The 22,581-nt window shown below is 65.4% G+C and carries 20 protein-coding genes and 1 other RNA gene; 15 read left to right on the forward strand and 6 right to left on the reverse strand.

From position 1 onward, the window contains the following. The first annotated feature begins 10 nt into the window (after positions 1–10). Genes JQ604_RS04700 through JQ604_RS04715 form a run of 4 tightly spaced genes read left to right on the forward strand, consistent with a single transcriptional unit; the run spans position 11 to position 4,732 of the window. Positions 11–868 carry a branched-chain amino acid ABC transporter permease gene (locus tag JQ604_RS04700; protein ID WP_212353651.1) on the forward strand — a complete coding sequence of 286 codons (858 nt, stop codon included), beginning with the start codon at positions 11–13 and terminating at the stop codon, positions 866–868. Beyond that, positions 868–2,667 (forward strand): branched-chain amino acid ABC transporter ATP-binding protein/permease, encoded by a 1,800-nt coding sequence (locus JQ604_RS04705; protein WP_212353652.1) that lies wholly within the window; start codon positions 868–870, stop codon positions 2,665–2,667. Before JQ604_RS04700 ends, JQ604_RS04705 begins: the two co-directional genes overlap by 1 nt. Further along, positions 2,648–3,394, forward strand: a complete 747-nt coding sequence (locus JQ604_RS04710) for an ABC transporter ATP-binding protein (RefSeq protein WP_212353654.1) — start codon at positions 2,648–2,650, stop codon at positions 3,392–3,394. The genes JQ604_RS04705 and JQ604_RS04710 overlap by 20 nt, the downstream gene beginning before the upstream one ends. A gap of 45 nt (positions 3,395–3,439) precedes the next feature. Beyond that, a complete protein-coding gene (locus JQ604_RS04715) occupies positions 3,440–4,732 on the forward strand; it encodes an MFS transporter (protein ID WP_212353656.1) in 1,293 nt (430 codons plus the stop codon). On the opposite strand, the gene JQ604_RS04720 is transcribed toward JQ604_RS04715, so the two are convergent. Further along, positions 4,729–5,340, reverse strand: coding sequence for a TetR/AcrR family transcriptional regulator (locus JQ604_RS04720; RefSeq protein ID WP_212353658.1), 612 nt, complete (start codon positions 5,338–5,340; stop codon positions 4,729–4,731). The genes JQ604_RS04715 and JQ604_RS04720 overlap by 4 nt on opposite strands. Positions 5,341–5,510: 170 nt before the next feature. Between JQ604_RS04720 and JQ604_RS04725 the strand changes: the two genes are divergently transcribed. The 3 genes from JQ604_RS04725 to JQ604_RS04735 all read left to right on the forward strand — a co-directional run bounded on the left by JQ604_RS04725 (position 5,511) and on the right by JQ604_RS04735 (position 11,984). Then, positions 5,511–6,743: a cytochrome P450 gene (locus tag JQ604_RS04725; RefSeq protein ID WP_212353660.1), complete on the forward strand. Its 1,233-nt coding sequence runs from the start codon at positions 5,511–5,513 to the stop codon at positions 6,741–6,743. 176 nt (positions 6,744–6,919) lie between these two features. Beyond that, complete coding sequence (locus JQ604_RS04730; protein WP_212353662.1) at positions 6,920–10,597, forward strand: AsmA family protein; 3,678 nt, start codon at positions 6,920–6,922, stop codon at positions 10,595–10,597. A 109-nt stretch (positions 10,598–10,706) separates the two neighbouring features. Further along, positions 10,707–11,984, forward strand: a complete 1,278-nt coding sequence (locus tag JQ604_RS04735) for a cystathionine gamma-synthase family protein (protein WP_212353676.1) — start codon at positions 10,707–10,709, stop codon at positions 11,982–11,984. A 195-nt stretch (positions 11,985–12,179) separates the two neighbouring features. Here JQ604_RS04735 and JQ604_RS04740 read toward each other — a convergent pair whose 3' ends face one another. The 5 genes from JQ604_RS04740 to ssrA all read right to left on the reverse strand — a co-directional run bounded on the left by JQ604_RS04740 (position 12,180) and on the right by ssrA (position 15,586). Beyond that, complete coding sequence (locus JQ604_RS04740) at positions 12,180–12,452, reverse strand: ribbon-helix-helix domain-containing protein (protein ID WP_212353679.1); 273 nt, start codon at positions 12,450–12,452, stop codon at positions 12,180–12,182. Continuing rightward, positions 12,449–12,652 carry a DUF4169 family protein gene (locus JQ604_RS04745; protein WP_212353682.1) on the reverse strand — a complete coding sequence of 68 codons (204 nt, stop codon included), beginning with the start codon at positions 12,650–12,652 and terminating at the stop codon, positions 12,449–12,451. Before JQ604_RS04745 ends, JQ604_RS04740 begins: the two co-directional genes overlap by 4 nt. 398 nt (positions 12,653–13,050) lie before the next feature. Continuing rightward, entirely contained in the window at positions 13,051–14,469 is a 1,419-nt protein-coding gene (fumC, locus tag JQ604_RS04750; RefSeq protein ID WP_212353684.1) for a class II fumarate hydratase, read from the reverse strand. A gap of 88 nt (positions 14,470–14,557) precedes the next feature. Beyond that, complete coding sequence (locus tag JQ604_RS04755) at positions 14,558–15,076, reverse strand: SspB family protein (protein ID WP_212353686.1); 519 nt, start codon at positions 15,074–15,076, stop codon at positions 14,558–14,560. Between the two features lie 152 nt (positions 15,077–15,228). Next, positions 15,229–15,586: a transfer-messenger RNA gene (ssrA, locus tag JQ604_RS04760) on the reverse strand. 138 nt (positions 15,587–15,724) lie between these two features. Here ssrA and JQ604_RS04765 point away from each other — a divergent pair. The 8 genes from JQ604_RS04765 to JQ604_RS04800 all read left to right on the forward strand — a co-directional run bounded on the left by JQ604_RS04765 (position 15,725) and on the right by JQ604_RS04800 (position 22,453). Continuing rightward, positions 15,725–16,336, forward strand: coding sequence for a chromate transporter (locus JQ604_RS04765; RefSeq protein ID WP_212353688.1), 612 nt, complete (start codon positions 15,725–15,727; stop codon positions 16,334–16,336). Continuing rightward, entirely contained in the window at positions 16,333–16,866 is a 534-nt protein-coding gene (locus JQ604_RS04770; RefSeq protein WP_212353690.1) for a chromate transporter, read from the forward strand. Before JQ604_RS04765 ends, JQ604_RS04770 begins: the two co-directional genes overlap by 4 nt. Positions 16,867–16,957: 91 nt before the next feature. Beyond that, on the forward strand, positions 16,958–17,773 hold the full coding sequence (locus tag JQ604_RS04775) for a tripartite tricarboxylate transporter TctB family protein (protein ID WP_212353693.1): 816 nt from the start codon (positions 16,958–16,960) through the stop codon (positions 17,771–17,773). 7 nt (positions 17,774–17,780) lie between these two features. Next, a complete protein-coding gene (locus JQ604_RS04780) occupies positions 17,781–19,295 on the forward strand; it encodes a tripartite tricarboxylate transporter permease (RefSeq protein ID WP_212353695.1) in 1,515 nt (504 codons plus the stop codon). Between the two features lie 218 nt (positions 19,296–19,513). Beyond that, positions 19,514–20,494 (forward strand): tripartite tricarboxylate transporter substrate binding protein BugD, encoded by a 981-nt coding sequence (locus JQ604_RS04785; RefSeq protein ID WP_212353697.1) that lies wholly within the window; start codon positions 19,514–19,516, stop codon positions 20,492–20,494. A gap of 173 nt (positions 20,495–20,667) precedes the next feature. Beyond that, positions 20,668–21,462, forward strand: a complete 795-nt coding sequence (locus JQ604_RS04790) for a thymidylate synthase (RefSeq protein ID WP_212353700.1) — start codon at positions 20,668–20,670, stop codon at positions 21,460–21,462. Continuing rightward, positions 21,459–21,950: a GNAT family N-acetyltransferase gene (locus tag JQ604_RS04795; protein WP_212353703.1), complete on the forward strand. Its 492-nt coding sequence runs from the start codon at positions 21,459–21,461 to the stop codon at positions 21,948–21,950. The genes JQ604_RS04790 and JQ604_RS04795 overlap by 4 nt, the downstream gene beginning before the upstream one ends. Next, complete coding sequence (locus tag JQ604_RS04800) at positions 21,950–22,453, forward strand: dihydrofolate reductase (RefSeq protein ID WP_212353706.1); 504 nt, start codon at positions 21,950–21,952, stop codon at positions 22,451–22,453. Before JQ604_RS04795 ends, JQ604_RS04800 begins: the two co-directional genes overlap by 1 nt. Positions 22,454–22,581: the final 128 nt, after the last annotated feature.

Below are 22,581 nucleotides of genomic sequence, written 5' to 3' on the forward strand. Positions count from 1 at the left end.
GGCGGCAACGATGCTCGCCTCGATCCTCGCATCCGGTCTGGCCGCGGGCGCGATCTACGCGCTCGTCGGCGTGACCTACAACACGATGTTCTCGACCTCGCGGGTGATGAGCTTCACCGCCGGCCAGCTCGCGATGCTCGGCGGCGTGTTCGGCTCCATGTTCACACTGAAGCTGGGTCTGCCGATCATCGTCGGCTTCGTGCTGACGCTGGTGTGCTGCGCCATCATCGGCATCATCACCGAGTTCGTCGCGGTGCGGCCGGTGCTGAAGAGCCTCGACCAGCATCTCTACGTGCTGTCGACCCTCGCGGTCGCGCTGATGATCCAGCAGGTCGCCGCGATCAAATGGGGCACCGAGCCGCAGCCGTTCCCGCGCCTCGTGGGTTTCGGCGAGGCCATCCTGGACGAGAAATTCTGGCTGCCGGTGGCGGCCTGCGCCGTCACGATTCTCTGCCTCGAATACCTCTACCGCCGCACGCTGGTCGGCCGTGCCTTCCTCGCGATCGCCGAGGACAATTTCGCCGCGCGGGCGCTCGGTTTGCCTGAGCGCAATCTGCGGGTCGCGAGCTACGCGCTCGCCGGCGTGATCGGCGGCGTCGCCGGCTATTCCGGCGGGCAGTTATTGCTCGCCTTCTTCGCCAATGGCGGTCTCCTCAACTTCTACGGCTTCGTGCCGGTCGCGCTTGGCGGGCTCGGCAACAATCGCGGTGCGATCGTCGGTGGCCTCGCGCTCGGTTTGTTCCAGCAGGCCGCGAACTTCCTGGTCGGCGGCATCTTCTCCTCCGTCGCAGTGTTCACGTTGTTCATCGTCGTCCTGCTCGCTGCGCCGCAAGGCCTGTTCGGCGCCGCGACGGCGCGGAGAGTGTGATGACCGCGCTGACCACCACGCCGGCACAGGACGAGACGAGCGGATGGCGCACCGCCTTGCCGCACGTCGTGCCGTTTCTCGGCATCCTCGTGCTGGCGCTGCTGCTGCCCTTCGTCAGCAATGACTATTGGGTGCTGATCGGCACCCGCGCCGCGATCTACTGGGTGCTGATCTCGGGCCTCAATCTCGTCGTCGGCTTCGCCGGCCATCTTGCGATCGGCTATGTCGCGCTGCTGACGCTCGGCGCCTACACCACGAGCGTGCTGGTCGCCGGCAATGTGATTCCGGCGGTTCCTGTATTTGCGGCGCTGCCGATCGCGGGCCTCGTCGGCGCGGTGTTCGGCGTGATCGTCGGCCTGCCAGCGCTGCGGCTGCGCACCTTCTATTTCGCGATGTCGACGCTCGGCTTTGCGACCATCGTCACGCAGATCGCACTGGCATGGCAGAGCGTCACCGGCGGCGGCATCGGCATCACCGGTCCCGAGTTTCCGGCGCCGTTCAACACGGCGTGGGGCTTCTACGGCCTCTGCATCGCCTTTGCGGCGGTGACGACCTGGATGAGCGCCAACGTCGCGCGCAGCCGGTTCGGCCGCGCGCTGATCGCGGTGCGCGATGCCGAGGTGGCGGCGGAGGCGACCGGCATCTCCAAGCCAAAGATGCTGATCGCGATCTTCCTGTTCGCGGGTGCGCTGGCCGCGATCGCCGGCGGGCTGTTCGCGACCTTGCAGACCTACATCACGCCGGACGCCTTCACCTTCGATCTCTCGGTGCTGTTCTTCATCGCCATCCTGATCGGCGGCCGCGGCTCGATCCTGGGGCCGCTGCTCGGCACCATCATCCTGACCATCCTGCCGGAGATTGCAGCCCCCCTGGCGGCGTGGTCGACGTTCCTTTACGCGGTGCTGCTGCTGGTGATCGTGCTGGTGATGCCGGGCGGCATCGCCGCCTTGCTCGACTTTCGCAATCGCCGTCCGCTCGCCAGCAACCGCTCGATCGTACCGCGGCCGGCGGCGCTGGCCGAGATCGTGCGCCAGCGCAAGGGCGGCAAGCTGTTGAAGCTGCGCGGCATCGAGCTCGCGTTCGGCAATGTGAAGGCGATCGACGGCCTCGACCTCGACGTCACGCCCGCCCAGATCCACGGCCTGATCGGTCCGAACGGCAGCGGCAAGACCACCACGCTCAACGTGATCTCCGGCTATTACGCCGCCAAGGCCGGCAATATGACACTCGGCGACGAGGCGCTGCCGCCGGGCCAGCCGACCTTGCGCGCGCCCTGCGGCATCGCGCGGACCTTCCAGACCCCGCGCGTGATCGGCGAAGCCTCGGTGCTGCAGAACGTCATGATCGGCGGCTCGATCGAGGGCAGGGCGACGTTTGTCGAGGCGATGCTGGCGCTGCCGCGCAACGGCGAGGACGAACGCAAGCTCGCCGCCAAGGCGCGCGCGCTGCTCGGCGTCGTTGGGCTGGAGACGCTCGCTGACGTTCGCGCCGACCGCCTGCAGCACAGCGAGCTCCGCTTCATCGAGATCGCCCGCGCGCTGATGCTCGATCCGGATTTCCTGCTGCTGGATGAGCCGGCGGCGGGTCTCTCCAATGACGAGATCGAGCGGCTGGCCGCGCTGATCAAGGCGATCTGCGCCCGCGGCACCGGCGTGCTCTTGGTCGAGCACCACGCCGATCTCATCTTCGACATCTGCCACCAGGTCACCGTGCTCAATCTCGGCCGCACGCTCGCGGCGGGTACCCCGGCGGAGATCCGCGTCCACAAGGAGGTCGTCAGTGCCTACCTCGGCGGCTGAATCCCTGCTCTCGGTGAGCGCGCTGCAATCCGGCTACGGCAAGATCCGCGTGCTGCACGGCATCGACGTCAGGATCGCCGCCGGCGAGGTGGTGGCGCTGCTCGGCCCGAATGGCGCCGGCAAGACCACGCTGCTGCGCGCGCTGTCCGGCCTGCTGCCGGTCACGTCGGGGCAGGTGCACTTCGACGGCAGCGACATGACCAACGCCACGCCGCGCGACGCGGCGCGTGCCGGCCTCGTGCATGTCATCGAAGGCCATCGCGTGTTCACGCAGATCTCCGTCACCGACAATCTCCTGCTCGCCGGCTACGATCTGCCGCGCGCCGAGCGCGCCACGCGGGTCGAGGAGGCGCTGTCGTTCTTCCCCGAGATCGCCGAGAAGCGCCACGAGCGCGGCGGCGCGCTCTCCGGCGGACAGCAGCAGATGCTGACGGTGGCGCAGGGGCTGGTGCGCCGGCCGCGGCTGCTGATGCTCGACGAACCCTCGGCCGGCCTGTCGCCGGTATTGGTCGACCGCGTGCTCAACGTCATCGGCCAGTTGCGCCGACAGGGCACCGCCGTGCTGCTGGTCGAGCAGCTGCTCGAGAAGGCGCTGGCCTGCGCCGATCGCGTCTACGCGCTGGTGCAGGGGAACATCGTGCTGGAGGCGCCGACCAGCGAGAGCGACCTGCCGCACCGGCTGGAGCGCGCCTATTTCGGCCATGAGAGCCACGCGCTGAGCGGCTGAGCCTTTCGCGTGCAATCGGTTTACAACTCTGACACAAAGGGATTCATGCGGCTCCCCTTTTTCTACGGCTGGGTCATCATCGCGGTGACGTTCGTCAGCATGGCGATCGGCGTCAATGCGCGCACGGCGTTCTCGCTGCTGTTTCCGCCGATCATCACCGAGTTCGGCTGGGATCGCGCGATCACCGCCGGTGCATTCTCGTTCGGCTTCGTGGTGTCGGCCATCGTCAGTCCGCTGATCGGGCGGCTGATGGACCGTGCCGGGCCGCGCGCGGTGATGGAGGTCGGCGTCGTGCTGATGGCCGGCGGGCTGCTGCTGGCGCCGCTGACGTCGCAGCCCTGGCATCTCTATCTCACCATCGGCGTCCTGGTCGGCGCGGGCAGCGTCTGTCTGGGCTATTCCGGCCAGTCGCTGTTCCTGCCGAACTGGTTCCTGCGCCGCCGCGGGCTCGCGATGGGCTTGGCCTTCGCCGGCGTCGGCATCGGCTCGGTGACGTTGCTGCCCTGGGTGCAGCACATGATCGAGCAGAGCGGCTGGCGCACGGCCTGCACCGCGATGGGCATCGTGCTGCTGGTCGTGCTGGCGCCGATCAATCTCCTGCTGCACAAGCGGCCCGAGGACATCGGCTTGCGGCCCGACGGCGACGCCGCGCCATCGGCGACGTCGGTGAAGCCGATGTCGAACATCGTCGATCCCGTCTGGGCCGGCACCGACTGGACCCTGGCGCGCGCGCTGCGCACGGCGCGGTTCTGGTGGGTCTGCGTCGGCTATTTCTGCGGCCTTTACATCTGGTACGCGGTGCAGGTGCACCAGACCAAATTCCTGCTCGACATCGGTTTCGATTCCAGGGTCGGCGTCTGGGCGCTCGGTGCCGTCAGCTTGCTCGGCATTCCCGGCCAGATCTGGCTCGGGCATCTCTCCGACCGCATCGGCCGCGAATGGGTGTGGGCGATCGCATGCCTCGGCTTTGCGATCTGCTTCGCCGCGCTGGTCGCGCTGAAATTCTGGCCGGCCCTGCCGCTGGTCTATCTGATGGTGCTGACCCAGGGTGCGCTCGGCTATGGCCTGACGTCGGTGATGGGCCCGGTGGTGCTGGAGATCTTTCAGGGCAAGCACTACGGCAGCATCTTCGGCACCATCATGCTCGCCGCGCTCGCCGGTGGCGCGGCAGGGCCGTGGGCCACCGGCCTGCTGTACGACATGACCGGCAGCTACACCGCGGCCTTTGCGGTCGGCATTGCCGTCAGTATCCTGTCGGCAATCGCGATCTGGCAGGCCTCGCCGGGCAAGGTCCGCGCCGTCGCCGGACAAATGCACAAGCTGCAGAGCAATACTTAAGCGTTGGCCAGCCCGATTGCGCGCTGCAGGTCGGTGATGGCGCGCAGGAAACTGTCGGGCGGCGTGGTCTCCGGATCAATCAGGCGGTGCAGCCGGAAGCCGTCTTCGAGCGCGAGCACGATGGCGCCGGTCCATTCCGGCTTGAGCACGCCGCTGCGGCCGGAGTTCTTCAACGTGGTCTCGACGATGTCGGTAATCAGCTTGCGCCGCGCGCGCAGCCGCTTGGCGAGTTCAGGCCGGCGCTTCTCGGCGCGCGCCACGAACAGGATCATCTCCATGTGCAGCAGCGGGGAGCGGCCGAGCGGATCCTGCTTGCTGCGGTCCATGGTGCGCAGCGCTTCCAGATAGTCGGGCAGGTTGCGATGCTTCGACAGCAGATCGAGGTTGCGGCGGATCGACTGCTCGACGTGATCCTCGAGCAACGCGAAGATCAGCTCGTCCTTGCTGGTGAAGTTCGAATAGAACGCACCGCGCGTAAAACCGGCGGCCGCCGCGATCGCCTCGATGCTGGCGCCGCCGATGCCCTGTTCCTCGAACACCAGCGCCGCCGCCTCGAACAGTTTTTCGCGCGTGTCGTCGCGTGTCGGTCTGGTCCGCACCCTTGACATCTTCCGAGTTTAGGGCACAATGCAACTCGATACAAGAGTGTATCGAGTTGCAACTCGATCGAATTGAGCCGGCCGGATCTGATAATGCGGCCCTGAGGATGACACCAAGGCGCGCTATGCCCCAAGACATTGGCACGGCATCGGCGCAGCAAACTGTTTGGAGGGTCACCATGAACGAGCACGTTCAGACGGCAGGCAGCGAGCCGCTTTTCAATCCGTTGGCGCCCGAATTCATCCGCAATCCCTATCCGCATTACGAGCGGATGCGCACCACCGATCCGGTGCATCTCAACGTGCACGGCGCCTTTGTCGCCAGCCGCCACGCCGAGGTCAGCCTGGTGCTGCGCGACAAGCGCTTCGGCAAGGATCACATCAACCGCACCGTCCGCCGCTATGGTCCTGACATCTTGAAGGAGCCGGCGTTTGCCAGCATGAGCCACTGGATGCTGCAGCAGGATCCGCCCGACCACACCCGCCTGCGCGGCCTGGTCGTGAAGGCCTTCACCGCGCGCCGGGTCGAGGACATGCGCCCGCGCATCCAGCAGGTCGTCGACGAGACGCTCGACCGCATCATCCCGAAAGGGAAGATGGACCTGATCGAGGATTTCGCCTTCCGCCTGCCGGTCACGATTATTTGCGACATGCTCGGCATCCCCGAGGAGCATCGCGAGGCCTTCTACAACGGCTCGCGCGACGGGGGGCGCCTGCTCGATCCGGTGCCGATGTCGCCCGAGGAGATCAAGCAGGCCAACACCGGTCACATGATGGCGGCGATGTACTTCCATCAGCTGTTCGAGCTGCGCCGCAAGCAGCCCGGCGACGACCTCGTCACCCAGCTGGTGCAGGCCGAGGAAGACGGCCAGAAGCTGACCAACGAAGAGCTCACCGCCAACATCATCCTGCTGTTCGGCGCCGGCCATGAGACGACCGTGAACCTGATCGGCAATGGCCTCCTGGCGCTGTTCCGCAATCCGGACCAGCTGGCATTGCTGAAGGCAAAGCCCGAGCTGATCACCAACGCGATCGAGGAGTTCCTGCGTTACGATTCCTCGGTGCAGCTGACCGGCCGCGTCGCGCTGGAGGACATCGAGGACCTCGGCGGCAAGCGGATCCCGAAGGGCGAGACCGTGCTCTGCCTGCTCGGCTCGGCCAATCACGATCCGGCCGTCTATCCCGACCACCCGGAGAAGCTCGACATCACCAGGCCGAATGTGAAACCGCTGTCGTTCGGCGGCGGCATCCATTTCTGCCTCGGCGCCCAGCTGGCGCGGATCGAGGCCGAGATCGCGATCTCGACCCTGCTGCGCCGGATCCCGGACCTGCGGCTCGATGACGCGGAAAACGCCGAATGGCGGCCGACCTTCGTGCTGCGCGGGCTGAAGCGCCTGCCGGCGAGTTGGTGAGGGCTTAGGTCGTTCAGCCGCCCCCGCGCGGCGGATAACACCTTCGCGCCAAGGCCCACAACCGCGGCTCACAGCAGCAAAGCCGCTGTGACTTCGCCATACTTGTCTCTATATATGGGGCTGTTCCGGCCTGCGCTCGGCGAAGCTGCGGCGGAGCTGGCTCAAAGGGAGACACCGTGCAGACGACGCTGCTCGGCCTGGCAATCGCTTTCATCCTCGCGCTGGTGGCCGCACTGGTCGGCCCGTATTTCGTCGACTGGAACCAGTTCAGGCCGCAATTCGAGGCCGAAGCGAGCCGGATCATCGGCGCGCCGATTCGCGTCACCGGGGCGCTCGATGCCCGCCTGCTGCCGGCGCCCTCGCTGCGGCTGAAGACGGTGACCGTCGGCGGCGCCAACGATCTCGGCAAGGTGCGCGCCGACAAGCTGGACGTCGAGTTCAGCCTGGGCTCGCTGATGCGCGGCGAGTGGCGGGCCACCGAGCTCACCATCAACGGCGTGTCGCTCGATCTCGGGCTCGATCCCAAGGGGCGGATCGACTGGCCGACCTCGAGCGGCAGCTTCAATCTGGCTTCGCTTGCGATCGACCGGCTCAATCTCACCGGCCGCGTCGCGCTGCATGACGCGGCGAGCCGCAGCACGCTCGAGCTCAACGACATCGCATTCGGCGGCGACGTCCGCTCGCTCGCCGGCGCGATCCGCGGCGACGGTAATTTCATGTTCGACGGCACGCGCTATCCGTTTCGCGTCTCGTCCGGCCAGGCCGGCGACGGCACCCGCCTGCATCTCAGCATCGAACCCGGCCAGCGGCCGTTCTCGGCCGATCTCGACGGCGTGCTGAGCTTCGAGGCCCGCGCGCCGCGCTTCGAGGGCACGGTGATGATGGCGGGACCCCCCGGTCAGCGCAGCCGATCCGACGACCTGCCGATGAAGATCACGGCGAAGATCAAGACGGACTATTCGGCAGCCCGGCTCGATCAGATCGAGGTCAGCTATGGTACCGAGGATCGTGCGCTGAAGCTTGCCGGGAGCGGCGACATCCGCTTCGGCACTGCGCCGCTGTTGCGGGCCTCGCTCTCTGCGCGGCAGCTCGATGCCGATCGCTTTGCCACGGGCGATGGCAAGGATACCGAGCCGGCGCGCGTGCTGCCCGCCTTCCGCGCGCTGCTGGCGGGATTGCCGCAGAGCCCGTTACCGGCGCAGATCGAGTTCAGCTCCGAGCAGATCATGCTCGGCGGCCGTCCATTGCAGGACATCACCGCCGAGCTGCAGTCCGATGCGAAATCCTGGACCGTTCGCCGGCTGGAGTTTCGCGCGCCGGGCACGACCAAGGTCACGATGAACGGCGCGAGCGCGGTAAGCGCGGCGTCGAACAGCTTCAAGACCGCGCTCAACATCGAGTCCACTGATCCCGATGCGTTGATGACCTGGCTGCAGGGCCGCGGCGACGTGGCCTATCGCAGCCAGAAGCCGCTGCGGCTGCGCGGCGACGTGATGGTGAGCCCGGCGGGCTTCTCGATCGACGCGATGAAGGCCGAGATCGACGGCGGCGCGATCGTCGGCCGCGTCGCGGTGTCGCGTCGCGAGGGCGCGACGGGATCGAAGGTCGATGCCGACCTGAAGGCCGATCGCCTCGATGTCGACGCGGCCGCGGCCTTCGTCCGCTCCCTGGCCGGACCGCAGGCCGAATGGCCCGACGAGGCGCAGCTGTCGCTCGACATCGGCCGCGCGCTGTCGGCGGGGCAGGAGCTGCGTCCGCTGCAGGCCAGGCTCCGCTACAGCCCGAGCGCCTTCGTGCTCGACCGCGTCAAGATCGGGCAGCCCGACAATGTCTCGCTCGAAGGCAGCGGCAATTTCGACCGGACCAACTCGATCGGCAAGCTGGCGCTCGATGCGACGGCGGCGTCGGTCGGGCAGCTCGCGACGCTGGTGCAGCCGTTCGCGCCGTCGGTCGCGACGCGCATCGGTGCGCTGCCGCTCAATCCCGGACCGGTGCGCACCAAGCTGTCGCTCGATCTCAACAAGTACAAGCAGGCCAGCGACCGCAGTACCGCGCAGATCCTGCTCGATCTCGATGCGCCGCAGCTGAAGGGCCGCGCGCTGTTGACGGCGACGCCGTCGGTATCGGCCGTGCACGGCCTCGATCTCACCGCGCTCGGCAAGACCGACGTCAACGTCGAGACGAAGCTCTCCGCCGATCAGGGCCGCGTGCTGCTTGCCGTCCTCGGCCTCGACAAGGCGGTTGCCGCCGGTGACGGCCCGGCGCAGTTCGAAGGCGCGATCAACGGCGCCTGGCGCGCGCCGCTGCGGCTGAAGGCAAAGCTGTGGGGCACGGGCCTCGATGCCGATGCCGAAGGTACCGCCGAGCCATGGGCTGATGACGCAAAGTCCAGTGTCAGCCTGCGCGTGCGCAGCGCCGACATCGCACCGTTGCTTGATGTGAAGTCGGATCCATCGACGAACGTGCGCGTGTCGTCGCGCGTTGTGCTTGCCGGCAACAAGGTGACCTTCGACGATCTCGACAGCATCGTCGCCGGTTCGCGATTGCGTGGGCGCCTGGCGCTGACGCTGGCCGACGAGAAGAGCATCGAGGGCGAGGTCGGGCTCGACCAGATCACGCTGGCGCCGATCTTCACGGCCGCGATCGGCGGCTCCGGCCACGATGCGGCCGAGCCGCTCGGCGCTGGGCTCACCAAGGGCTGGCGCGGCAAGATCACCTTCCAGGCGCTGCATGGCTTGCTGCCCGGCGGCAGCGAGCTGCAGCCGGTCAGCGGCATCATCAAGGCCGACGGTCAGTCGCTGACCTTCGACAGCCTCAAGGGCAAGATCGGCGGCGGCGAGGCGAGCGCGACGGTCGATGCGCGGCAGGGGGCCAATGGTCTTGCGGTGAGTGCAAGCGTTCAGCTCTCCGGCGTCGACGGATCGGCGCTGCAATATCGCAACCTGGCGATGCCCAGGGGCCGCGCGTCGATGCAGATGACGCTGATGAGCCAGGGCCGCAGCGCGTCGGCGCTGTCCGGCGCGCTGTCCGGCAGCGGCACGGTGACGCTGGAAGGCATCAAGCTCTCAGGCCTCGACCCGCGCGCCTTTGAGGTCGCGATCCGCGCCAGCGATAGCGGCCAGGCGACCGATGACAACAGGCTGAAGCAGATCATCGAGCCGGTGCTGGCGGCCGGCACGCTGTCGGTCGCCTCGGCGCAGATTCCCTTCAACATCCGCGACGGCCGGATCCGCGTCGGTGCCACCACGCTCGCGGCCAACGGCGCCAATGCGATCGTGTCCGGCGGCTACGATATCCCGGCCGATCAGGCCGATATTCGCGCGGCAATGGCCTCCACGCTGATCGGCAACACTAACAGCCGGCCCGAAATCCAGCTGCTCGCGGTCGGCACGCCGGATGGACTCAACCGCTCCATCGACATCGCGGCGCTGTCGTCCTGGCTTGCGGTGCGGGCGATCGATCGCGAGACGCGGCGGCTCGATGCGATCGAGCGCGGCGAACCGCCGCCGCCGCCCGAACCGCTGCCCGTCGCGATCCCGCAGCCGGGGGAATCGCCGGCGGACGCGCCCGACGCGAATCTGGTCCAGCCCGGCGACGTGCCCTTGCCACGCCGTGCGCCGCCGAAGCCGAAGATGATGGCGCCGCGCCCTCCGGCCGTGGTGCCGCCGGTCGCCAATGCGCCGAGCGCTGTCCCGCCCTCCGTCGCAAGCCAGCCGCAAGTCGCGCCCTTGCCGCCGCCGATCGAGGTGAAGCCTGCGCCGGGCGCGGTCGCCAAGCCGAAGCCGCGGCCGCCGCTCTCACTGACGCCGCAGGTGGCGAATCCGCCGCCGCAGCGGCCGGCCGTGCAGAATTAGAGCATGATCCGGAAAAGTGTGAAGCGGTTTTCCGAAAAGATCATGCTCAAACAAATAGATTCAGGAGCGCTTCAACCCAGGATCCATCGACCAGTGCGGAGGCGGTGACATGAAGGCGAAGAACTACAAGCAGCGCGTGATCGACAATCGCCTGCTGCACCCTGAGACGCTGATGATGGGCTACGGCTATTCGCCCGCGCTGTCGGAGGGCGCGCTGAAGCCGCCGATCTTCCTGACCTCGACCTTCGTGTTCGAGACGGCGCAACAGGGCAAGGACCTGTTCGACATCACCTCCGGCCGCCGCGAGGTCCGCGCCGGCGAGGAAGCAGGACTGGTCTACTCCCGCTTCAACAATCCGAATTTTGAAATCCTGGAGGATCGCATCGCGGTCTGGGACGACGCCGAGCGCGGCGCCGTGTTCTCCTCGGGCATGGCGGCGATCGCAACCACGCTGCTGACGTTCCTGAAGCCTGGCGACGTCGTGATGCATTCCCGGCCGCTCTATGGCGGCACCGAGACGCTGATCCGCAATACGCTGTCGACGCTGGGGATTGCCTCGGTCGGCTTCACCAACGGCATCAGCGCCGCGCATGTCGAGGCCGCCACCGAACAGGCGCTGCAGCTCGGTTCGGTCGGCATGATCTTCGTCGAAACCCCCGCCAATCCGACCAGCGGCCTGATCGACCTCAAGCTGATGGCGGCGACCGCAGACGCGATCGCGGCGCGTCAGGTCCGGCGGCCCTTGGTCGCGGTCGACAACACCCTGCTGGGCCCGATGTTTCAGCAGCCGCTGCACCACGGCGTCGATCTCGCGCTCTATTCGCTGACCAAGTATGCCGGCGGGCATAGCGACCTGATCGCCGGCGGGGTGACCGGCAGCGCCGCCAACATTCGCAAGATCGTCCAGACGCGCGGCGCGATCGGCACCCAGCTCGACCCGAATTCGTGCTGGATGTTGCTGCGTTCGCTGGAAACCTTGCAGATCCGTGCCGAGCGCGCCTGCGCCAATGCGCGCCGTCTGGCGGAATATCTTCGCGGCCACCACAGCATCGCACGGGTCGATTACCTCGGCTTCCTGGCCGATGACGACCCGCGCAAGGCGGTGTTCGAGCGCCAGTCCACGGCGCCAGGCTCGACGTTCTCATTCGATATCGAAGGCGGCGAGCGCGAAGCCTTCGCATTTCTCGACAAGCTGTCGGTCTGCAAGCTCGCCGTGAGCCTCGGTGGCACCGAGACGCTGATTTGCCACCCGGCTTCGACCACGCATTCGGGGGTCCCCAAGGAGCTGCGCGAAGAAATCGGATTGTCAGACGCGCTGATCCGGATCTCCGTCGGAATCGAGAACCCTGACGATCTGATCGCCGATCTCGACCAGGCGCTGAGGTAACGGGCGGCGGGCTCATTATCGCTACCAAGACAACGGACGGCCCCCCACGCCGATAGCCGCTCGCGGTAATATAATATGAATATTCGAAATCCGCGCGGGCGCGCGCGTTTGGCTTTCACATCGTGCGTCGAAACAACAAAAAACGCCGCATGCGCGAAGCCTGCGGCGTTCTCCGTCTCAGCGAGCGAGATGCTCTCAGGCCTGCTGGCGCGTATCCACCTGCTGCGACCGGATCTCCGGCCCGGAAGGGGTGGCGCGCGAGCGGAAATAGTCGAGCACGAAAAGCCGGATCGCCGAGGACAAATTGCCCTGCTGGCGATTGCTGTCGATCTCGCCGACGAGTTCCGAAAGGGTCATGTTCCGCAAGCCGGAAATTTCTTTCATGCCGTTCCAGAACGCCTCTTCGAGGCTGACGCTGGTCTTGTGACCGGCAACGACGATCGAACGTTTGACAACGGGCGACTTCATGATGCGTCTCCGCCATCGCGTTGATGTTGGTCGAGTTGATGCTGATCGAGCAGGCGCTTGCCGCGTTCGCCAAGAAGCTCGTCGCGGGCGCGCTCGGACTTGGTGCGGCCAAACAACGCACGATTGGTTTCAGCCTGTTTTGCGGCCTCTTCGCGCTCGTTACGCTTCTTGAAACGTTTCAGATTGACTACGTCCCCCATGCTCGCCCTCATCATTCATTCACTCGAGTTGGTGATGCAAATTGACGAAAGCAATAGTACGCACATCGCGCGCCAGTTGGTTCGATATCCATCCAGAATCCCCGTTTGATGCTTCGTGTTAGCATCAAAAATACAGTTTCGCTCTGCGAAAACCAGATATCTGCTTGATGTACCATGCGTCAGTGCAGAGCTGTTAGATGATTGACCTCATTCTTTCGGCGTTATGAACTATAATCTTATCATGCACGCACGCTGCAATTGTTCGGACAAGCTCGACCAAAGCGCAATGAGATCAATGCAAGCCTACTCGCGCTCTACGTTCATTTGTCGAAATATAATCCATTTGGACTAAGCACTTTGTGCCAAAGGCCGTCCTTGATCTGGATCATGCTTCGCACTCAGCCCGGCTGTGTCATTTTGTCCGGCTTCACCAGCCGATCGAATTCATCCGCAGACACGAAGCCGAGCCGCAACGCTTCTTCCTTCAACGTTGTTCCACGCGTATGCGCCGATTTTGCGACCTTGGCGGCGTTGTCGTAGCCGATCCGCGGCGCAAGCGCCGTCACCAGCATCAACGAACGCTGCATCAGATCCTGGATGCGCTTTTCGTCGGCGCGTATCCCGACAACGCAATGCTCGGTGAAGGAGCGCGCGGCGTCGGACAGCAATTGAATCGAGTGCATCATACAGTAGGCGAGCACCGGTTTATACACGTTTAGTTCGAAATGCCCCTGACTTCCTGCAACCGTGATCGCGGCCTGATTTCCGAACACCTGGCAGCACACCATGGTCATGGCCTCGCACTGGGTCGGGTTCACCTTGCCGGGCATGATCGAGGAGCCCGGCTCGTTCTCGGGCAGGATCAATTCGCCGAGGCCGGAGCGGGGACCGGATCCGAGGAAGCGGATGTCGTTGGCGATCTTGAACAGGCCGGTCGCGACCGAATTGATCGCACCATGCACCAGCACATAGGCGTCGTTGGAGGCGAGCGCCTCGAACTTGTTCGCCGCGCTGGTGAACGGCAACTTCGTGATCCTGGCCACGTGCCGGGCAAAGCTTTTGGCGAATTTCGGCTTCGAGTTGAGACCGGTTCCGACCGCGGTGCCGCCCTGCGCCAGCGGGAGCAGGTCCCGAGCGGCCACGCGCAGGCGCGCAATGCCGCTTTCGACCTGCGCGGCGTATCCGGAAAACTCCTGGCCGAGCGTCAGCGGCGTGGCGTCCTGGGTATGGGTGCGCCCGATCTTGACGATCCCGGCGAACGCCTTCTCCTTCTTGCGCAGCTCACGGTGCAGATCGCTCAGCGCCGGGATCAGGTCGGCGACGATCCGTTGCGCAGCCGCAATATGCATCGCAGTCGGAAACGAGTCGTTCGAGGACTGGCTCATGTTAACGTGGTCATTGGGATGCACCGGCTTCTTGGCGCCGAGCTCGCCGCCGAGCATCTGGTTGGCGCGGTTGGCGATGACCTCGTTGAGGTTCATGTTGGTCTGGGTGCCGGAGCCGGTCTGCCAGACCACCAACGGGAAATGATCGTCGAGCTTGCCCTCGATCACTTCCTTTGCGGCGCGGATGATGGCACCGGCGCGCCGCGCATCGAGCAGGCCGAGCTCGCGGTTGGTCTCGGCGGCGGCGAGCTTGACGATGCCGAGCGCGTGCACGATCGGCATCGGCATCCGGTCATGGCCGATCTTGAAGTTCTGCCGCGAGCGTTCGGTCTGCGCGCCCCAGTAACGGTCGGCAGGCACATCGATCGGACCGAAGCTGTCGGTCTCGCTGCGGGTGGTGGTCTTTGTCGAGGGAGTGATTGATCGCGCCATGGAGTGCCTTCCGTCTGCGTCAGGGGACGACGCAGGCGGCACTCTATCGGGACGGCGACGATCTCGCCCTTAGATTCTGTCTTGCCGATTATTTCTTGCGGAAGCGATCGAGCCGCACCACTTCGGCGCCCTCACTGGGCTTCGGCGGTTCGTCGTCACTGCCCTCGGCGGCCGGCGTTGCGGCGGGGACGGGCAGGGGAGCAGCGGCCGGAACTGCCGGCACCTTCGGCTCGGGCTTCTCCGCCACCGCATCGGAGGCGTCGAACTGCAGGTCGAACGGCGCCGACGGATCGAGGAACCGGGTCACCGCGGCAAACGGGACGTTCAGCCGCTCGGGAATGCCGCCAAAGGAGAGGCCGACCTCGAACTTCTCCTCCGTCACCACCAGATCCCAGAACTGGTGCTGCAGGATGATGGTCATCTCCTCCGGATATTGCGCCAGGAGCCGCGGCGACAGCTTTACGCCCTCGGCGGTCGACAGGAAGGTGATGTAGAAATGGTGCTCGCCCGGCAGGCCATGCTCGGCGGCGTCCGCCAGCACCCGGCGCAGCACCCCGCGCAGCGCGTCGCGCGCCAGCACGTCATATCGGATGTGATCGGTCGCCATGGTGATCCTGCCGTCTCAAAAATTGCCAGTGCCTGAAAGCGGCGTCGTCGGAGCCCGACTCGCCCGTTTCGGACCCATGCTACCCTGCCGCCGCGCCGCGGTCAGCCTGCCCGGCAGCGGAAATTACGGACAGGCACCGGTTTGGAAAATGAAGTGGAGGCTTCTGTTGCCAGGTGCCTCCGAACCCCGCCTAGCGGAGCTTAACCCGCTAGGACTTTAAGATGGTCTTTCAAACTGCGTTACGCAGCCTGAGCAACCGGAGCAAAGTTGTCGTTGGCAACTATTGCATTAGCCCGATAACGGCGGAACCATACCGAGAAAAAACACGCCCTTTACGCCCTCGTCGATCCTATTTCGCCCCCGCCAAAACCCACTGATTTCAAATGAGTTTTGGTGGAGGCGCCGGGTACCGCCCCCGGGTCCGAATGGTTTATTGCGACGGCCATTTATTTCCATAGCCGGCGAACCGGCACCCCCAATATAGGGGGCAAATCGCGCGAAGGACAGGCCCCTTAGAGGTCGCTTTCAGGGCTGTGCAAACACGGCGATTTGGGTCGGCCGCCGCCTGAGCCAGGTTCTCCATGTTTTGACGGGGTTTCTTCACGCGAACCGGTGTCCACTTCGCTCGAAAGCGCTATAGATTTTGCCATGCCTCCGGAATCCCCGCCGGTTGCCGTTCCGGCGCCGGATTTGCCCGCATCGACCCCGCCCATCCACCCCAGCCTGCTGGAGCTGTTCATCGCGTTCGCCAAGATGTCGCTGGCGGGCTTCGGCGGGGTCCTGATGTGGGCGCGGCGCGGCATCGTCGAGCAGCACCGCTGGATGACCGCGGACGAGTTCAACGAGACCTACGCGCTCTGCCACTTCCTGCCCGGGCCGAACATCGTCAACCTGTCGTTCGTGTTCGGCTCGCGCTTCCGCGGCATTGCGGGCGGGCTTGCCGCCTTCGCCGGCCTGGTCGGTCCGCCGATGCTGATCGCGATCGTCCTGGCCGCGATCTATGCGCGCTTCGGCGAGATCGATGCCTTGCGCCGCACGCTGGAAGGCGTGGCCTGCGCCGCGGTCGGGCTGCTGATCGCGGTCATCTTCAAGATGGCGACGCCGCTGGTGAAGCGGCGTGACGTCGTCGGCCTGCTGGTGATGCTTGCGGTGTTCGTCGCGATCGGCCTGGTGCGTTGGCCGCTGCAGATCGTGCTGCTGGTCGCGGTCCCCTTGAGCCTGGCCATCACCATCGTCACGCGGCGCAAGGTGAAGGCATGAACGATCATCCCAATCCGATCGCATCCCTGGTCTGGACCTTTGGCCTGATGTCGCTGTTTGCGGTCGGCGGCGCGAGCTCGGCCGTGCCGGAGATGCATCGCATTGCCGTCGACGTGCAGCACTGGATGACCGACAAGCAGTTCGCCGACATGTTTGCGATCTCGCAGCTCTCGCCCGGGCCGAACGTGCTGATCGTGACGCTGATCGGATATTCCGTCGCAGGGGTCGCCGGCGCGCTCGCGGCGACGGTCGCGATGTGCGGCCCGACAGCGATCCTTGCCTATTATGTCAGCCGCATTCTGCAGCGATCCAGCCAGTCGCGTTGGCCGGCGCTGATCCAGGCGGCACTGGTTCCGCTGTCGATCGGCCTGATGGCGGCGAGCGCGCTCATCCTGGCGCGGACATCAGACCAAAGTTGGATCGCCGCTCTCATCACGATCGTCGCAGCCATTTTCGCATTTGCAACACGGCTCAATCCGTTCTGGATGTTGCTTGCCGGCGGCCTCTTGGGTTTTGCTGGCGTTGTCTGACGAAACTCGCTAGGCAGGGGTGGGGCGGGGACGTTTCCAGCCAATGAGAAGAAGCACGGCCCGCGGATAGCGGGGCACGGAGGAGACAGGCATGGCCGATACGATGGGCCACACAGCGTCAACGACAACGGCGCGCAACACGTCGGCTGCGCTCGGAATTTTCCTGCTGGCGCTGGCGCCGCAAATCTTCGAGCTGGTGTGGTCGTTCGGAACGATCTTCGGGTGGGGATCCGGCCGCGGTCCGCTGCAGGTCGTGGCCGCGCATGCAACGGCGCTCGCCACCTCGATCCCCGACCTCCTGGTCATCCTGTCGGCCGTTCCCGGCGCGATTGCGAAATATCTGTCCACGGGATCGAGCGGCCAGGTCGTCAAGGCGACCCTGTCGTCGGATGCGCTGCTGGCGCTGATCTACTCCTATCCCCTGTTTGCCGTTGCGATCGGCTCGCTCTTTGTCACGATCAGAGGGGCGCAGGATTACATCGGCGGCGTCATGCTGGCCGCGTTGGCGTTGTTTGCGCTGTGGGCGTCCAGCGATCTGCAGGGCATGCACGGATTCTCCTTCGGCGCCGGCACCGCGCCGCGCATGTTCGGCGTTCTCCTGCTGGCGCTCGGGGCCGGCATCGCCGTGACGGGCCTTGCGACCGACGGGCCGAACGTTGGCCATTATTCCTGGCGCGGTCCGTTTTTCGTTGCGGCGGCGATCGTGTTCTTCGCGCTGGCGATCCGGCCGCTCGGCCTCGTGGTGACGGCGTTCGCAAGCTTCCAGATTGCAGCGCTCGGCTCGCACGAGACGCGCTGGATCGAGGCCGTCATCGTCGGCGCCTGCCTGACCGCGGGCTGCGCGGTGCTGTTTCCTTATATTCTGGGACTTCCGATGCCGATGTTCCCGCGTTTCCTGATTCAGTGAGGGCGTGATGGAGCTTTTTGCCAATCTTGCTCACGGTTTCGTCGTCGCGTTCTCGCCGATCAATCTTCTGATGTGCCTGATCGGTGCGCTGGTCGGCACCCTCGTCGGCGTGCTGCCGGGCATCGGCACCATCGCCACCGTCGCGATGCTGCTGCCGATCACCTTTGGCCTGCCGCCGGTCGGTGCGCTGATCATGCTCGCCGGCATCTACTACGGCGCGCAATATGGCGGCTCGACCACGTCGATCCTGGTCAATATTCCAGGCGAGGCGACGTCGGTGGTGACGGCGATCGACGGCCACCAGATGGCCAAGCAGGGCCGCGCCGGCCCGGCGCTGGCGATCGCCGCGATCGGCTCGTTCTTCGCCGGCTGCGTTGCGACCATCCTGATCGCCGTGCTCGGCGCGCCGCTCACGAAACTCGCGCTGGCGTTCGGTCCGGCCGAATATTTCTCGCTGATGTGCCTCGGCCTGATCTTCGCGGTGGTGCTCGCCAAGGGTTCAGTTCTCAAGGCGATCGCGATGATCGTGTTCGGACTGTTGCTCTCGATGGTCGGCTCCGACATCGAGACCGGTGCGTCCCGGATGGCCTTCAACATCCCCGAGCTCGCCGACGGCCTCGGCTTTGCGACGGTGGCGATGGGCGTGTTCGGCTTCGCCGAGATCATCCGCAACCTCGACCATGGCGCGGAGATGAACCGCGATCTGGTGCAGCAGAAGATCACCGGCCTGATGCCGACAAGGAAGGACCTGACCGACTCGACGCCGGCGATCCTGCGCGGCACCGTGCTCGGCTCGATCCTCGGCATCCTGCCGGGCGGCGGCGCGGTGATCGCCTCGTTCGCGGCCTATACGCTGGAGAAGAAGCTCGCCAGGGATCCGCGGCGGTTCGGCCGCGGCGCGATCGAGGGCGTGGCGGCGCCGGAGAGTGCCAACAACGCTGCGGCGCAGACCTCCTTCATCCCGCTGCTCACCCTCGGTATCCCGCCGAACGCGGTGATGGCGCTGATGGTCGGCGCGATGACCATCCATGGCATCGTGCCGGGCCCGCAGGTGATGCAGAAGCAGCCGGACCTCGTCTGGGGCATGATCGCCTCGATGTGGATCGGCAATCTGATGCTGATCATCATCAACCTGCCGCTGGTCGGCATCTGGGTCCGTCTGCTGCGCGTGCCGTACCGGCTGATGTTCCCCTCGATCGTGATCTTCTGCGCGATCGGCATCTATTCGGTGAACAACGCGCCGGTCGACGTCATCCTTGCCGGCGTGTTCGGCCTGGTCGGCTACTGGCTGATCAAGCACGATTTCGAGCCGGCGCCTTTGCTGCTCGGCATGGTCCTCGGACCGCTGATGGAGGAGAACCTGCGCCGTGCGCTCTTGATCTCGCGCGGCGACTGGAGCGTGTTCGTCACGCGTCCGTTGTCGGCGGTGCTGCTCGCGATCGCGGCGGGTCTCCTGGTGCTGACGGTTCTCCCCGTGCTGCGCGCCAAGCGCGACGAGGTGTTCACCGAATCCGAGAACTGATCGCCGAGAGCATGATCCGGAAAAGTGTGAAGCGGTTTTCCCTCGCGACAAACGCCGAAGGCGTTTGCGCGGAGATCATGCTCAAACAAAGAACCTGCGTCGGCGCGCCGCAGGCGGAAGTCGAGTAGACGTTTGACCAAGCTTCGTGAAATGAAAATGCCGGCCCAAATGGCCGGCATTTTTGCGTCGACGCAAAATGAATCGACAAGGGGATCAGGATGACTTCCATTCGCTCGCTTGCGGGCGCATGCGCCGTAGCGCTCGCCTCGATGTGCGCTTTTGCCGCGCCGGGTCAGGCGCAGACCTATCCGACGCGCAGCATCACCATGATCGTGCCGTTCGCGGCCGGCGGTCCGACCGACGTGATCTCGCGCATCGTCACCGGCCATATGGCGCAGACGCTCGGACAGAGCATCATCATCGAGAACGTCGTCGGTGCGGGCGGCACCACCGCCACCACGCGCGCCGCGCGCGCGGCCAATGACGGCTATACGCTGATCACCGGGCACATGGGCACGCACGCCGCCTCCGTGCCGCTCTATCCCAAGCTCGCCTATCACCCCGAGAAGGACTTTGAGCCGATCGCGCTGCTCGCGGGCACGCCGATCCTGATCCTGGCGCGCAAGGATTTTCCGCCGAAGGACCTCAAGGAGTTCATCGCCTACGTGAAGGCCAATGCGGAGAAGGTGAACGCCGCGCATGCCGGCATCGGCTCGGTCTCGCATGTGTCGTGCGAACTCCTGCACTCGATCATCGACGTCAAGCCGATCAGCGTGCCCTTCAACGGCACGGGTCCGGCGATGAACGCGCTGGTCGGCGGCCAGGTCGACTACATGTGCGACCAGATCGTCAACGCGGTGCCGCAGATCAACGCCGGCACCATCAAGGCCTATGCGATCGCGACCGCGGAGCGCAATCCATCGCTGCCGAACGTACCGACCACGACGGAAGCCGGTTTGCCGGCCTACCAGGCCCAGGCCTGGAACGCGATCTTCGCGCCGAAGGGAACGTCGCCGGCGATCCTGGCCACCCTGAACGCGGCGGCGGGCAAGGCGCTCGATGACGAGAACGTGCGCAAGCGCTTGCTCGACCTCGGCAGCGTCATCCCGGCGCCGGCCGACCGCACCCAGGCCGCGCTCGGCACCCTCGTCAAGAACGAGATCGCGAAGTGGACCCCGGTGCTCAAGCCGGCGAGTTAAGCAGCTTAATCAAGCGGATAGGCAAGGGGGCGGAGCGTGAGTTCCGCCCCCTTGTCGTTTCCCCGGGGAACATCATTTTCACTGTATAATCGGTGGGAAATGCCGAATCGGCGTGTCGATCGGCGGCCCCGGCCGCTACATTCGCCGCTTCCCGGAAAAGGCCAGCCGACGCCATGAATCAGTATCACGACCTGCTCGAACGCATCCTCGCCGACGGCGCGGAGAAGCAAGACCGCACCGGCACCGGCACGCTGTCGATCTTCGGCCACCAGATGCGCTTCAATCTGTCGGCCGGCTTCCCGATGCTGACCACCAAGCGGCTGCCGCTGAAGGCGATCGTGCACGAGCTGTTGTGGTTCCTGGCCGGCGACACCAACATCAAATACCTCAACGACAACGGCGTCACGATCTGGGACGAATGGGCGGACGCCAATGGCGATCTCGGCCCGGTCTATGGTTCGCAGTGGCGCTCCTGGCCCGCGGCCGACGGCCGGACCATCGACCAGATCAGCAACGTCGTCGACATGATCAAGCGCAACCCGGATTCGCGGCGGCTGATCGTCAGCGCCTGGAATCCGGCCGAGGTCGACAAGATGGCGCTGCCGCCGTGCCACTGCCTGTTCCAGTTCTATGTCGCGGGCGGCAAGCTGTCCTGCCAGCTCTATCAGCGCTCCGCCGACGTCTTCCTCGGCGTGCCCTTCAACATCGCTTCCTATGCGCTGCTGACGATGATGGTGGCGCAGGTGACGGGGCTGAAGGCGGGCGACTTCGTGCATTCGCTGGGCGATACGCATCTCTATTCCAACCATCTGGAGCAGGCGAGGCTGCAACTGACGCGGCCGACACGGCCGCTGCCGACCATGACGATCAACCCTGATGTGAAGGACATCTTCGCCTTCCGCTTTGAGGACTTCAAACTCGAGAACTACGACCCGCATCCGCACATCAAGGCCGAAGTCGCGGTGTGAGCGAATCTCTTTTGATCCGCCGCGCGCGGCCCGATGAAGCGCCTCTGGTATTCGCGCTGGTGCGCGAACTGGCCGAGTACGAAAAGCTCTTGCACGAAGTCCACGCCACCGAGGCCGACATTGCGGAGGCGCTGTTCGCTGACAATCCAAAACTGTTCTGCGACATCGCCGAATGGAATGGCGAGCCGGCCGGCTTTGCGGTGTGGTTCGTGAACTTCTCGACCTTCGCCGGCCGTCACGGCATCTATCTCGAAGACCTTTTCGTGCGCCCGGCGCTGCGCGGCAAGGGCATCGGCAAGGCACTCCTTGTCCATTTAGCAAAAGAATGCCGCGCCAATGGCTGGGCGCGCCTGCAATGGGCGGTGCTCGACTGGAACGCGCCGTCGATCGCGTTCTACAAATCGCTCGGCGCCGAGCTGATGGACGAATGGACGATCTGCCGCGTCTCGGGGTCCGCGCTGGACAAGCTTGCGGAAGGAGCGCGCTGATGGAGATCGTGTTCGTGGTCGCGGTTGCCGAGAACGGCGTCATCGGCGCCGGCAACGCCATTCCGTGGCGATTGAAGGCCGACATGAAGCGCCTGAAGGCAATCACCATGAACAAGCCGGTGGTGATGGGCCGCAAGACCTACGAGTCGATCGGCCGGCCGCTGCCGGGCCGCACCAACATCGTGGTGACGCGCGATCCCAATTTTCGCGCGCGCGGCGTCATCGTGACCAATTCGTTTGCCGACGCCGACGCGATCGCGCGCGGCGATGCGCTGCGGCGTTTCGCCACTGAGATCGCGATCCTGGGCGGCGCCGAGATCTACGCGCAATGGCTGGACCGCGCCGACCGCCTCGAGATCACCGAGGTCCACGCCCGCCCCGACGGCGACACGCGGTTTGCCACAATCGATGCGAAGGACTGGGAAGAGGTGGCGCGTGAGCGTCACACGGCCGGCGAGAGCGACAGCGCCGACTTCTCCTATGTGACATATCGTCGGCGGTAGCCCGCATTAACCAATGTTTGCATTGACAATTTTGGCCCTGCGCATAGCTCGAACGGCCAGGAAGCTTGCGTTGTAAGGGCCCTGACGGTCCCCTATAAAGCGCAGCGGACATTCGAGGCCGGACCATC

The sequence above is a fragment of the Bradyrhizobium jicamae genome (genome assembly GCF_018130695.1).
Lineage (GTDB): Bacteria > Pseudomonadota > Alphaproteobacteria > Rhizobiales > Xanthobacteraceae > Bradyrhizobium > Bradyrhizobium jicamae_B.